Annotated in this window: 14 protein-coding genes; 5 read left to right on the forward strand and 9 right to left on the reverse strand. The window is 64.1% G+C overall.

Annotation, left to right across the window (positions count from 1 at the left end):
• Positions 1-62: 62 nt before the first annotated feature.
• Both DLM85_RS03745 and DLM85_RS03750 read right to left on the reverse strand, forming a co-directional pair.
• Positions 63-1073, reverse strand: a complete 1011-nt coding sequence (locus tag DLM85_RS03745; RefSeq protein WP_279387739.1) for a 3-oxoacyl-ACP synthase III family protein — start codon at positions 1071-1073, stop codon at positions 63-65.
• A gap of 89 nt (positions 1074-1162) precedes the next feature.
• Positions 1163-2350 carry a glycosyltransferase gene (locus tag DLM85_RS03750; protein WP_133256887.1) on the reverse strand — a complete coding sequence of 396 codons (1188 nt, stop codon included), beginning with the start codon at positions 2348-2350 and terminating at the stop codon, positions 1163-1165.
• 73 nt (positions 2351-2423) lie between these two features.
• Between DLM85_RS03750 and DLM85_RS03755 the strand changes: the two genes are divergently transcribed.
• Entirely contained in the window at positions 2424-3248 is an 825-nt protein-coding gene (locus DLM85_RS03755) for a 2,3,4,5-tetrahydropyridine-2,6-dicarboxylate N-succinyltransferase (protein WP_111476714.1), read from the forward strand.
• A gap of 57 nt (positions 3249-3305) precedes the next feature.
• Here the strand turns inward: DLM85_RS03755 and DLM85_RS03760 are convergent, their stop codons facing one another.
• The 3 genes from DLM85_RS03760 to DLM85_RS03770 form a co-directional block, all read right to left on the reverse strand.
• Positions 3306-4244: an isoaspartyl peptidase/L-asparaginase family protein gene (locus DLM85_RS03760; RefSeq protein WP_111476715.1), complete on the reverse strand. Its 939-nt coding sequence runs from the start codon at positions 4242-4244 to the stop codon at positions 3306-3308.
• A gap of 181 nt (positions 4245-4425) precedes the next feature.
• Positions 4426-4965: a peptide-methionine (S)-S-oxide reductase MsrA gene (gene msrA / locus DLM85_RS03765; RefSeq protein WP_111476716.1), complete on the reverse strand. Its 540-nt coding sequence runs from the start codon at positions 4963-4965 to the stop codon at positions 4426-4428.
• Positions 4966-5157: 192 nt separating this feature from the next.
• Positions 5158-6048: a 3-hydroxyacyl-CoA dehydrogenase family protein gene (locus DLM85_RS03770; protein ID WP_111476717.1), complete on the reverse strand. Its 891-nt coding sequence runs from the start codon at positions 6046-6048 to the stop codon at positions 5158-5160.
• A gap of 360 nt (positions 6049-6408) precedes the next feature.
• On the opposite strand from DLM85_RS03770, the gene DLM85_RS03775 reads away from it, so the two are divergent.
• Positions 6409-6570 carry a lmo0937 family membrane protein gene (locus DLM85_RS03775; protein ID WP_111476718.1) on the forward strand — a complete coding sequence of 54 codons (162 nt, stop codon included), beginning with the start codon at positions 6409-6411 and terminating at the stop codon, positions 6568-6570.
• A gap of 87 nt (positions 6571-6657) precedes the next feature.
• On the opposite strand, the gene DLM85_RS03780 is transcribed toward DLM85_RS03775, so the two are convergent.
• A complete protein-coding gene (locus tag DLM85_RS03780; protein ID WP_111476719.1) occupies positions 6658-7572 on the reverse strand; it encodes a hypothetical protein in 915 nt (304 codons plus the stop codon).
• A gap of 85 nt (positions 7573-7657) precedes the next feature.
• Positions 7658-9283, reverse strand: a complete 1626-nt coding sequence (locus DLM85_RS03785) for an ABC-F family ATP-binding cassette domain-containing protein (protein WP_111477493.1) — start codon at positions 9281-9283, stop codon at positions 7658-7660.
• 313 nt (positions 9284-9596) lie between these two features.
• Here DLM85_RS03785 and DLM85_RS03790 point away from each other — a divergent pair, with 313 nt between their 5' ends.
• Positions 9597-10070, forward strand: a complete 474-nt coding sequence (locus DLM85_RS03790) for a DUF4199 domain-containing protein (protein ID WP_111476720.1) — start codon at positions 9597-9599, stop codon at positions 10068-10070.
• A 238-nt stretch (positions 10071-10308) separates the two neighbouring features.
• Positions 10309-10713, forward strand: a complete 405-nt coding sequence (locus tag DLM85_RS03795) for a hypothetical protein (RefSeq protein ID WP_111476721.1) — start codon at positions 10309-10311, stop codon at positions 10711-10713.
• Positions 10714-10772: 59 nt separating this feature from the next.
• Here DLM85_RS03795 and DLM85_RS03800 read toward each other — a convergent pair whose 3' ends face one another.
• Positions 10773-11168, reverse strand: coding sequence for a hypothetical protein (locus DLM85_RS03800; RefSeq protein ID WP_111476722.1), 396 nt, complete (start codon positions 11166-11168; stop codon positions 10773-10775).
• Positions 11169-11281: 113 nt separating this feature from the next.
• Here DLM85_RS03800 and DLM85_RS03805 point away from each other — a divergent pair, with 113 nt between their 5' ends.
• Positions 11282-12058 (forward strand): murein L,D-transpeptidase catalytic domain family protein, encoded by a 777-nt coding sequence (locus tag DLM85_RS03805; protein WP_111476723.1) that lies wholly within the window; start codon positions 11282-11284, stop codon positions 12056-12058.
• 100 nt (positions 12059-12158) lie between these two features.
• On the opposite strand, the gene DLM85_RS03810 is transcribed toward DLM85_RS03805, so the two are convergent.
• On the reverse strand, positions 12159-12347 hold the full coding sequence (locus DLM85_RS03810) for a hypothetical protein (protein WP_111476724.1): 189 nt from the start codon (positions 12345-12347) through the stop codon (positions 12159-12161).
• Positions 12348-12535: the final 188 nt, after the last annotated feature.

A 12535-nucleotide genomic window follows, 5' to 3' on the forward strand; every position in this document is an offset into this window, starting at 1 on the left:
CTCACCTTCTGAAGTCGCTGAACAAGCAGAAGGACTAACTCATAATTCAGAATTGACCAAGTCTACCACTTGATCAGCGCCGAGGCCCAGGTGAAGCCCGAACCGAAGGCGGCCAGGCAGATCAGGTCGCCGGGCTTCACGCGGCCTTCCTGCACGGCCTCGCTCAGGGCCAGGGGCACCGAGGCGGCGGTGGTGTTGCCGTACTTCTGGATGTTGCTGAACACCTTGTCGGCGCCCAGGCCCATCTTCTGGCCCACGTACTGGGTGATGCGCAGGTTGGCCTGGTGCGGAATAAGCAGGTCGATGTCGCTGGCCTGGTAGCCGTTGGCCTGCAGGGCCTCGTTGATGACCTCCGGGAAGCGCGTGACGGCGTGCTTGAACACCTGCTGCCCGTTCATGTACGGGTACATGGCTTCTGGATCATCGAGCACCACTTGCACCCGGTTTTCGCGGTTGGAGCCCGGCTCTTTGGTAATCAGCTCCTCGGCATGCTCGCCCTGGGCGTGCAGGTGGGTGCTCAGGATGCCGTGGCCCTCGCGGGTGCTGCGGCGCAGCACGGCCGCCCCGGCGCCATCCCCAAAAATAACCGACACGGCCCGGCCGCGGGTGGTTTTGTCGAGGCCGGAGGAGTGGATTTCGGAGCCCACGACCAGCGCCGTTTCGTACATGCCGGTCTTGATGAACTGGTCGGCCAGCGAGAGGGCGTAGATGAAGCCCGAGCACTGGTTGCGCACGTCGAAGGCCGGGATGGGGGCCTTGATGCCCAGCTCGCGCTGCAGCAGCACGCCCGAGCCGGGGAAGAGGTAGTCGGGTGAGAGCGTGGCGAAGACGATGAGCTGCACGTCGTCGGGCTGCAGGCCGGCCTGCTCCAGGGCCATGCGGGCGGCGCGGGCGCCCATGTTGGCGGTGGTGTCTTCGCCTTCGTTGAACCAGCGGCGCTGCTGGATGCCGGTGCGCTCCTGAATCCACGCGTCGGTAGTTTCCATGATGCCTTCGAGGTCGGCGTTGGTGACCACGCGGGAAGGGACGTAGTGGCCCATGCCGGCTATTTCGGCGTTATACAACTGGGACATGATGATGGGGTGAGGGGGAAGAAGCGGAGCGGTGAAAAGCGGGGAAAAAGGCGCCAAAGATAACAATAGCACCGGGCTTAGAACGACGGCTAGGGCGGGGCAGTTGCCGCGCCGGTGGAGGCCGCTAGGGCTTGCCGCACCGCCGTCAGCAGCCGGGGCGCCTCGGAGTCCCAGCGGGCGGCGGCCACCGGGCCCTGGGGGTAGAAGTGGGCGCTCCGGAGCTGAGCCATCAGCGCAGCTGGTTGGGGCAGCGGCTGGCGAAAGTCAACTACCAGACCCGCCGCGTAGTGCTGCACCTCGGCAGCCCAGAGCGGGTTCGGCGGAATGAGCACCGGCAGGCCCGCGGCCAGGTACTCGTAGAGCTTGGTGGGCAGGCAGCGCCAGGAGCTGGGATGCTCCCGGTAGGGCAGCAGGCCGAGGTGGTGCCGCCCGATTTCGGCTACGATGGCGGCGTGCGGCACCGGCTCGGCCCCGCCGCGCAGGTGCAGCCAGTCGGCGTGCGCGGCGGCCAGCTGCTGCAGCCGCGCCAGCTCGGCCGGCTGCTGGCAGTAGCCGATGATGGTCAGCGTAAGCTGCGGCCAGGCCGTGCGCAGTTGCTCGGCAAACGCTATGGCGTCGAACACCCCGGTCAGGGCGGAAATGGTGCCGGAGAACAGCAGGCGCAGGGGCTGGCCCGCCTGGGGCATGGCCGGTGGAGCCGGCGAGGTAGCGGCGCCCGGCGGCGGAGCGTATTTGTTTTCGAGCACAACGGTACGGCGCGGGGGCAGCCAGGGCAGCTCGTCGGCGTAGCTGCGCTCGGCCAGCAGCACGGCCGCGGCGCGCCGGGCCGCCTGCCGCTCCATCCACGTCACGCCGGCCGCCAGCACCCGGCGCAGCAGGCCCCGGTATACCTGCTGGGTGCGAATATTCAGCGCGTAGTTCTCGCGCACGTCGTAGAGGAAGGGCTTGCCGGTGAAGCGGTGCCAGAGCAACGTCAGCGGCAGCAGCTCGGGGGCGTGAGCTACGACTAGTGCCGGTTTCTCTCGATAAAGCAGCTGCCAGAAGCGCCACTGGGCCCGCAACCGCGCTAGGCTCAGGCGGGTGCCGCCGAACAGCGGGAACTGTTCGATGCCGATGGAGGCTGGAGGCCGCTGACTGGCGCGCCCCGCTACGATGACGCCGTAGCCCCCCCCGGCCAGGGTGCGCCCAAACTTCTCGTACATGCGCGTATCGTCCGTGGGCTTCAGCACGGAAGCCAGCAGGATGAGCGGCGCAACGGGGCGGGAGGGTGGTAGCACAAGGCCAAACCTACTACTTTCGCGCCTCCGCCGGCCCCCGGCCCCCGTACAACCGTTTCCGACATCTGACTTTATGACCGACATTCAGCCCCTCATCGAAGCCGCCTGGGCCGACCGCAGCAAGCTGCAGGACGCCGCCACCCAGGACGCCATCCGCCACGTCATCGACCAGCTTGACCGCGGCCAGCTGCGCGTGGCCGAGCCCAGCGCCGGCGAAGACGGCAGCTGGCAGGTCAACGACTGGGTGAAAAAAGCCGTCATCCTTTACTTCCCGCTGCAGCAAATGAAAACCGAGGAAGTGGGCATTTTCGAGTTTCACGACAAGATGCAGCTCAAGACCGACTACGCGCGGCAGCAGGTGCGCGTGGTGCCGCCGGCCGTGGCCCGCTACGGTGCCTACCTGGCGCCCGGTGTCATCATGATGCCCTCGTACGTGAACATCGGCGCCTACGTGGGCGAGGGCACGATGGTGGACACCTGGGCCACGGTGGGCTCCTGCGCGCAAGTAGGCAAGCACGTGCACCTCTCGGGCGGCGTGGGCCTGGGCGGCGTGCTGGAGCCGGTGCAGGCCTCGCCGGTGATTGTGGAAGACGGCGCCTTCATCGGTTCGCGCTGCATCCTGGTCGAAGGCTGCCACATCGGCAAGGAGGCCGTAATCGGGGCGGGCGTTACCATCACCGGCAGCACTCGCATCATCGACGTGAGCACGCCCGAAGGCCAGGAGTACCGCGGCTACGTGCCGCCCCGCTCCGTGGTCATTCCCGGCTCCTTGCCCAAGCAGTTTCCGGCCGGCGAGTTCCAGGTGCCCTGCGCCCTCATCATTGGGCAGCGCAAGCCCAGCACGGATTTGAAAACCTCGCTCAACGACGCGCTGCGCGAGCATAACGTGGCCGTGTAGCCCTGGCGCTTGCCCCCACAAAAAAGCCCGGCTGCTGCAGCCGGGCTTTTTTCATGCTTACAGCTTGAGGTGCCGGTCCAGCTCGGCCTTCCACACCGTCACGAAAGGCGCGTCCTCGTCCACGCGGTAGGCGCAGCGCATCACGTTGGTGTTCGAGTCGATGGCCAGGTTGCCGGCCGGGTCCAGGGCGATGATGCCCCGGTCGCCCTGCAGCTTGTCGGCGTACATCTCGATGGCGGCGCGGGTGGCCTTGGTGATGGAGAGCTTGCGGTACTTGCGCAGGGCGTATACCTCGTGCGCCAGCGAGGCCAGCATGATGATTTCCCCGTCGCCGGTGCAGGAGGCGGCGCACACCTCGTTGTTGGCCAGTGCGCCGCCCCCGAAGATGCAGCTGTCGCCCACGCGGCCGCGCAGCTTGCCTTCGATGCCGCCGGTGCTGGTGGCCGCGGCTACGTTGCCGTGCTGGTCGAGGGCCACCGCGCCCACGGTGTCGTGCTTGTTGGCGTGTTCGGCCCGGGCTTCCTGAATGATATCCAGCCACTCCTGGCGCTGCTCCTCGGTTTTGAAGTAGCTCGGGTCCTGCAGGGTGAGGCCCTGAGCCAGGGCAAACTCCTGGGCGCCCTCGGCCGTGAGGAAGGTGTGTTTGCATTTCTCCATCACCAGCCGGGCCAGCCGAACGGGGTTTTTCACCAGCTTGAGCCCGCTCACGGCGCCGCCGCGCAGCGTAAGGCCATCGATGATGGAAGCTTCGGTTTCCACTTCGCCATTGAGGTTGAACATGGCCCCCCGGCCGGCGTTGAACAACTCGTTGTCTTCCAGGCTCATCACCGCAGCTTCCACCGCATCGAGGGCTGTGCCGCCGCGTTGCAGGATTTCCCAGCCGGCCGTCAGGGCATTGTGCAGACCCTTTTTGAGCTGTTCTTCCTTCTCGGGCGGAATGGTGCCCGGGTCGGTGTTGACGGCCCCGCCGTGGATGATGATGACGTACTTGCCCATAACTCGGTGCTGATTGGGAAGGAGGAAGGTGCGGCTAACGAGCAATGCGGCGTGCCGTTGGTACGGCCGGCCCGGCGGATGGTTGGCGCCCGGGCAGGGCGGATGACTGACCGCCGCCACCTGGGCAACAAAAAAGCCCGGCTTCGGCCGGGCTTTTTGCAGTTGCGGGCAGTGCAGTGGGCTACTGCACGGACGTTTTGAGCTTCTCCCCGAACAAGGCCTTCACCTTGTCCACCTTGGGCTTGGCCACAAACTGGCAGTAGGGCTGCGAGCTGTTCAGGTTGTAGTAGTTCTGGTGGTAGGCCTCAGCTTTGTAGAACGGGCCGGCGGGCAGAATTTCCGTCACCACCGGCTGCTCAAAGGCGTGGGCTTCGTTGAGCTTCTGCTTGTAGCCTTCGGCCAGGCGCTTCTGCTCGTCGTTGTGGTAGTAGATGCCCGAGCGGTACTGGGTGCCCACGTCGTTGCCCTGGCGGTTCAGGGTCGTCGGGTCGTGGGTTTTCCAGAAGATTTCGAGCAGCTCCTCGAAACTGATGATCTGCGGATCGAAGGTGAGCTGAATCACCTCGTTGTGGCCCGTGAGGCCCGAGCAGACTTCCTTGTAGGTGGGGTTGGCAATGCGGCCACCGGTGTAGCCCGATTCAACTTTCTCGACGCCATTCAGATTCTGAAATACGGCTTCGACGCACCAGAAGCAGCCGGCCCCGAAGGTTGCTAATTCCATGAAGGGAGGGAAATAAGGTGTGGAATGATGGTTAAGCGTAATTCCGCCGGGAAGGTTGCAGCAGCGGCTGCGAAGCCCCCCGCCGGCGTGCTCACCGCTGCCCCCGACCATACAAATACCAGGCCCCGACACCACAGGGGCGTCGGGGCCTGACAGACCCGCCAGAATGGCGGTAAGCAGCAGCGGATCAGCTTACTTGCGGAAGCGCGGGGCCACCACCAGCTCCTTGGAGCCGGGCGTCCAGCTGTAGAACCCCTCGCCCGACTTGGCGCCCAGGCGGCCGGCCGTCACCATGTTTACCAGCAGCGGGCAGGCGGCGTATTTCTGATTGCCCAGTCCGTCGTAGAGTACGTTCAGAATGGCCAGGCACACGTCGAGACCAATGAAGTCGGCCAGCTGCAGCGGGCCCATCGGGTGGGCCATGCCCAGCTTCATCACCGTGTCGATTTCCTCCACGCCGGCCACGCCCTCGTGCAGGGTGATGATGGCCTCGTTGATCATCGGCATCAGGATGCGGTTGGCCACGAAGCCGGGGTAGTCGTTGACCTCCGTAGGCACCTTCTCCAGCTGCCGCGACAGGTCCATGACCTGCTTCGTTACCTCATCCGAGGTGGCGTAGCCGCGGATAACTTCCACCAGCTTCATCACCGGCACCGGGTTCATGAAGTGCATGCCAATGATTTTGTCGGGGCGCTGGGTGGCGGCGGCAATGCGCGTGATGCTGATGGAACTGGTGTTGGTGGCCAGGATGCAGCTGGCCTTGGTCAGTTCGTCGAGCTGGCGGAAGAGGTCGAGCTTGATGCTCACGTTTTCGGTAGCGGCTTCCACCACCAGGTCGGCGTCGCGCACGCCGTCGGCCAGGGAGGTGCTGCGCTGCAGGCGGCCCAGGGTGGCGTTTTTGGCGTCTTCGCTCAGGCCGCCCTTGGCCACCTGCCGGTCCAGGTTCTTGCCGATGGTGGTCCAGGCCTTGTCGAGGGCCGTCTGGTTGAGGTCGATAAGGGTAACGGGGAAACCGTGCTGGGCAAACACGTGGGCAATGCCATTGCCCATGGTGCCCGAGCCAATGACGGCGACGTTCAGCATGTGTGGGAGGGGGAGGGGGATTGGGCAAATAAACAGCGCTCGGCGGCTCCGGGCGGCGGCAAAGCTAAGCCAAAGCCGCCGATGCCCAAGCCAGGGCGCCCCGCCCCGCATAAGCGCCGCGCCGCCTAACCGAAAAAAAATGGAATTGTTTGAGCGCAGATAACCAAGTCGCTGGCATAGCCGCACAACTATGTATCGAAATATTTTTTGCCCGCGGATATCCTTTTGTACAACCCCGCGTACAAACCCGCAGAACGCCCCGCCAATGGCCTTCCTAACTAGGATGCAACCGGGGCGCCGAACACCCGTTCACAACCAACTCTCTCAACCAACCTCTCACCTTAAAACCTTCCCCGAGTCATGGGCAACCTACTGTACATCATCGCCGTCATCCTGGTCATCATCTGGCTTCTCGGCTTCCTGGGCTTCAACAGCTTCGGCATGGGCAACCTGATTCACGTCCTGCTGGTCATTGCCATTATCGCCGTCGTGCTGCGCCTGATACGCGGCAGCGCGGTGTAGCTACCGCCACTGTAGTCTGAAAAACACGCAACGGGCGGCTTCCCACCAGGGAGGCCGCCCGTTGCGTGTGTTAGGCAGTGGCCCTGCTTACTTGCCGCCCAGGTTATACACCAGGCTCAGGCGCTGAATCAGGATGCCGTAGTAGTTGGAATTGACGTTCGTGTTGTAGAGCAGCGTGCCTTCCACGGCAAACCGGTCGCCGAGGCGCTGGCGGTAGCCCGCGCCCACCAGGAAGGCCTGGGTGTTGAATTTCACCTCGTAGGCTTCGTACTGCTGCCCGCGCACCAGCTCATTGACGCCGTAGTCCTGCGAGCGGGTCGACTCGTACTCGGCGTGCAGGAAGATGTTCTTGTACACCGTAAACTGCGCCAGGCCCCGCATGCCCAGGTCCTTGAACTTGTACCCCCCGGACGGCAGGCCCAGGCTGGTCGCGTCGGGCCCGAAATCGGCGCTGTGGTACACGAACACCGGGCCCGCCGCCACCGACAGCCGCTCGGTGAGGCGGTAGCCCAGCGCGGGCGCAAAGCCGGCCGAGAAGTCCACCCCGTTGAAGATGTTGCTGCTCAGCCCGAAGCGCAGCAGGCTGCCGTACAGGAACAGCTTGCCCGGCTGGTATTCCGACTGCAGCGTGGCGCCGGGCACGGTGCCGTTTTGCGGCAGCGTCTGGGCCGGGCGCCCGTCGTCGTCGATGCCCCCACCGGGGCGCTGGGGCGTGGCCGGGGCCGCGGGCGTCGCCGGGCGGCTGCCGGGCAGCGGCTGGGCCGAGCGCCCGTCGTCATCGATGCCCCCGCTGGGGCGCACCGGCTGGGTGGGCTGCGTCGGTTGCTGGGGCGGCGTGTACACCGGGCGCGTGGGCTGCGCGGGCGCCGGCGGCGGCACCGCCGGCGGGCCGGTGGGCAGCTGGGGCTTCACGTAGGTGGTGTCGGTGCGCTGGGCCAGCGCATCGGTGGCAGCGAACAGTCCGGCGACGCCAAGGGCAGTGGCCAGTAACAAACGCTTCATAGGAGTGAGCAGGAAAGGTCGTACGAATAGTAAGTAACGAAAAGGCCGCGGATGGTTGTATCCGCGGCCTTCCCGATTGCAAGCGTTAGGCGCCTACCGTCTGGTACATGCGCTGGCGCTGGGCCTTAATGGTCTCGTCGGCAAGGTATTCCTCATACGACATCCGCTTGTCAATAATTCCCTCCGGCGTCAGTTCGATGATGCGGTTGGCAATGGTGTCGATGAACTGCAAGTCGTGCGAGGCGAAGAGCATGGAGCCCGGAAAGTCGCGCAGCGAGTTGTTCAGGGCCGTGATGCTTTCCAGGTCGAGGTGGTTGGTCGGGTCGTCGAGCACGAGCACGTTGCCGGCCTCCATCATCATCTTGGAGAGCATGCAGCGCACTTTCTCGCCCCCGCTGAGCACGTTCGACTTCTTCTGCGACTCCTCGCCCGAGAAGAGCATGCGGCCCAGGAAGCCGCGGATAAACGACTCATCCTTCTCCGTCGAGTACTGACGCAGCCAGTCCACCAGATTCAGGTCGGTGTCGAAGAACTCGGTGTTTTCCTTCGGGAAGTAGCTGGGCGTGATGGTGGTGCCCCAGCTGAAGGTGCCCTTGTCGGCCTTGCGCTGCTCAAACAGGATGTCGAACAGCAGCGAGGCGGCGCGGTCGTCGCGGCTCACGATGGCCACTTTGTCCTTCTTGTCGAGGGTGAAGTGCACGTCGCGGAAAATCACCTCGCCGTCCACCGTCGCCGACAGATTGTCCACCGTCAGCAGCTGGTTGCCGGCCTCGCGCTCCGCTTTGAAGGCGATGTACGGGTACTTGCGCGACGACGGCTTAATCTCCTCCAGCGTGAGTTTCTGCAGCAGCTTCTGGCGCGAAGTCGCCTGCTTGGACTTGGAGGCGTTGGCCGAGAAGCGGCGCACAAACTCCTCCAGCTCCTTGCGCTTGTCCTCGGTCTTCTTGTTCACCTCCTGGCGCTGGCGCAGGGCCAGTTGGCTCGACTCGTACCAGAACGAGTAGTTGCCGGGGTACATGGTGATTTTGGAGAAGTCCAGGTCGGCCATGTAGTTACACACCGCGTCGAGGAAGTGACGGTCGTGGCTCACCACAATTACCGTGTTCTGGAACGAGTCGAGGAAGTTCTCCAGCCAGAGCACCGTTTCGGCGTCGAGGCCGTTGGTCGGTTCGTCGAGCAGCAGCACGTCGGGGTTGCCGAACAGGGCCTGGGCCAGCAGCACGCGCACCTTGTCGGAGGTGCCCAGGTCGCCCATCAGGGTGTAGTGCTTGTCTTCGCCGATGCCGAGGCCCGAGAGCAGCTCGGCCGCTTCGTAGTCGGCGTTCCAGCCTTCCAGGTCGGCAAACTCGCCTTCCAGCACGGCCGCCCGCTCGCCGTCGGCGTCGGAGAAATCCGGCTTGGCGTAGATGGCGTCCTTTTCTTCCATCACCTTCCAGAGGCGCTGGTGGCCCATAATCACGGTCTGGAGCACCGGGTACTGGTCGTGGGCAAACTGGTCCTGCTTCAGCACCGACAGGCGGGCGCCCTTGGGCATGTCCACCGAGCCGGTGTTGGCCTCGATTTCGCCCGAGAGAATCTTCAGGAACGTCGATTTGCCTGCGCCGTTGGCCCCGATAAGGCCGTACACGTTGCCGGGCATGAATTTGATGGTGACGTCTTCAAACAACACGCGCTTGCCGTAGCGCAGGCTGACATTGGTAGTGCTGATCATGCAGAAAGAAAAAGCGGAATAAGGGCGGACCGCCACGCAAAAAAACCGCGCAAAGGTAGGCAAAAAAGCCCGCTTCGGGTGCCCGGCCAGGAGCTTTAACAGCACCAGTGCCCGAAAAAATCCCGGCGGCTGAAAGTTCATTGTCAGCGGGTTGGCCCAAAGAAACCGGCGAAAAAGCGGCCAAGCCGGCAACCGGCGGCTGAGAATAGCAGTATTATGGGAGAAACCGCTGAGTACCAGGGCCGCCCCGGCGCCCGGAACCGGTGGTGCCCGGTCCCTCTCTCTAACAACTACCCAAAACTCCTCTCGCCTCATGGCTGATCAACACATTTCCCCCGAGCGCAACGGCGTGCGCTACGGCCTGTTTACGGCCGTCGGCATGGCCCTCTACTTTATCGTCGCCAGCCTGCTGGGCCTGGCCGATAATATCATGTACAGCTACGGCAACATCGTGATTCTGGGCATCGGTGCCTGCGCCGCCATCTCGCACTACAAGCGCGTGCGGCACGACCGGATGCCTTACCTGCAGGGCTTCGGCACCGGCATTATTACCACGGCCGTGGCCAGCGTCGCTTTCGCCCTGTTCTTCGTGCTCTACACGGTGATTAGCCCCAGCCTGATGGAGCAGCTGCGCGCCTCCGACCTGTTCGGCTTTGAACTGTCGGTAACCATTGCCTTCCTGGCCATCCTGCTGCAGGGCGTCATGTCCGGCGTGATTATCTCGCTCATTGCCATGCAATACTTCAAAAGCCCCGACCACAACCCGCTGCAGCAGCACGTGGAATAGGCTTCCTCTGAACAGCTAAAAAAGGCCCTGCAGCTTGCTGCAGGGCCTTTTTGCTTGTAACCCCGCGCCCTAATCCCATTATGAACAATGTTCCCGAAATGGGAACATTTTGTGGTCAAGCAAATGTTTATCTAATTGACTTGCATTGAAACTTTAATAATATATATTTGGATTAAAAGCAGCTAAAAGGAAATATAATGCTGCTTAAGTCCAATATAAACCACCAACCTTTTCCACCATGACGAAGGCCCTTACCCTCGCCCTGATTCTGAGCGGCATCACCGTAGCCGCTTCGGCTCAAATGAAAGACCGGATTGCGGCGGTGCCCGGCGGGCAGCCCCAGCCCGTTACGTCGGCGGCCGAGCTGACCCGGCAAATGAGCAACCGATTGAAGCTCAACGAAGCGCAGTACATCCGCCTGCGCGCCATCAACCAGGTCAAACTGGCCCGGATGGACGAAATCCAGTGGCAGCACCAGCAGGACCCAGCCGAACGACAACGGCTGTTGACGGAGCTGGAAGCCCAGTACGAGCAGGAGTGCCAGCGCATCCTCACGCCGTCGCAGATCAGCCTGATGCGCGACGAGCTGAAGCGCGACGCCGTGCCCACGCCGACCACGCCGGCCGGCAACGGCCTTGGCTAAACCGGGTTCGTTAGCTTCGACTGCCTGCGGGTGGCCTTCTTCGGAAGGCCACCCGTTTTTTATGGCCGGCCGGCCGGGGTGGTGTACAGTACTTCCGTCACGGTGCCGAGGGAGCCAAAGCGCACCGACAGGCGCCGGGTGGCTGCGGCCGGCCGGCCGGGGGCGCACTGCGGGCCGGGCGCCACGTAATAGTAGTACACGCGCTGGGTCTGTTCCTGCAGTTCCTCTTCGTCGGGGCGGCCGAGCAGCCTGGCCACGGCATCGACGTGGACGTTGTAAAGGGCTTCGCGGTGCTGGTCGAGAGCCGGAAGCTGGGCCTGCCGCAGGCCGGCGCAGCCGCGCACGTCGCGGCGCCAGGCGGCCCCGTCGAAGCCCGGCAAGGATGGCTGGGAGTGGCCGCAGCTGCCGAGCAGGAGCAGCGCACACGAAAAAACAAAGGCCGGGCGTTGAAACATCGGGGGAACCAGCAAAGCCAACGGGCGGTTAGGAGGCCTGCGGTTGGACAAAACTACTATTTTTGTCTTTGCGCCGGCTTGCGGTCCGCTAGTACCTTCTGCTCCACCACTCTATGAAGCTTTTTCGCTCTTGCCTGGCCTGGCTGCTCCTGCTCAGCGCGGGGCTACGGCCGGCCCTGGCCGCCGCCCCGCCCGCCCAGGTGCCGACCGCGTCGCAGACCGTCGCCGTGGCCGCGTTTGAGCAGTTTCTGGTGCGCACCTACGCCGGGGCCCGGCTGGCGCAGACGGGCATGAGCGTGCAGGTGCTGCGCAACGCGCTGATCGGCTACTTCAATCTGCGCGGCCGCGGGCTGGCCAAGCGGCCGGTGCTGACGGTTATCGACTTCAGCCGCCCGAGCCGGCAGAACCGCCTGTGGGTTATCGATTTGAGCCGCACCCGCCTGCTGTACCACACGCTGGTGGCCCACGGCAAAAACTCGGGCGGCGACCTGGCGCAGACGTTTTCCAACCGCGAAGGCTCGGAAATGAGCAGCCTGGGCTTTTACGTCACCGGCGACACGTACCAGGGCAAGCACGGCCTGTCGCTGAAGCTGCAGGGGCTGGATGCGCGCTACAACTCGCACGCGGCCGAGCGCGCGGTGGTGGTTCACGGGGCCGACTACGTGGGCGAGGAGTTCATCCGGCAAAACGGCCGCCTGGGCCGCAGCCAGGGCTGCCCGGCGCTGCCGCCCGCCCAGTCGGCCGGCATCATCAAAACGATTAAAAGCGGCTCGGTGCTCTACGTGCAGGGCCCCAGCACCGCGGCCTACGCCTCCGACTGGCTGAACCTGAACGCGGCGCTGCCGGCCTTTATGCGCACAATGGACGTAGCCAGCAGCACCGGCCAGTAGCCTCCGCTCGAAACGCCCGCTACCAAAACGAACGGCCCGCCTCCGATGCTTCGGAGGCGGGCCGCTTTGCTTAGGAGCTGATAGGAGGGCGCAAAGGGCCTCAGGCCCGGTCGCCGGTGGCGCGCACCAGGCTGATGCCGGCGAAAAAGAAAATCAGGCCGACGCCGAGCGGAACAAAGGAGTTGATTTTGCTCAGGGCCACCATGCCGAGCAGGCCCATGGCGCCGTAGATGATGCCCGCAATGCCGAGCAGGGTAAGCAGGGAGCCGAACGTGCGTTTCTGATTCATGAGTCGGGAAGAGTAGTGGAGAAACAGCCGGGCCGGCCCGCGGGCCGGCGGCTTTTGTGCCTGATACGCAAGCCTGGCGGATTTGGGTGTTTCGGGGGGTACAACCCTGCTGCGCAGGGCGCGTTAGACTCCTTGCCGCCGGCCTACGGCGGTTTTCCTTCTCCCACACCCCCGACCTTTTCCATCCC

The sequence above is a fragment of the Hymenobacter edaphi genome, from assembly GCF_003258365.1.
Taxonomy (GTDB): Bacteria; Bacteroidota; Bacteroidia; order Cytophagales; family Hymenobacteraceae; genus Solirubrum; species Solirubrum edaphi.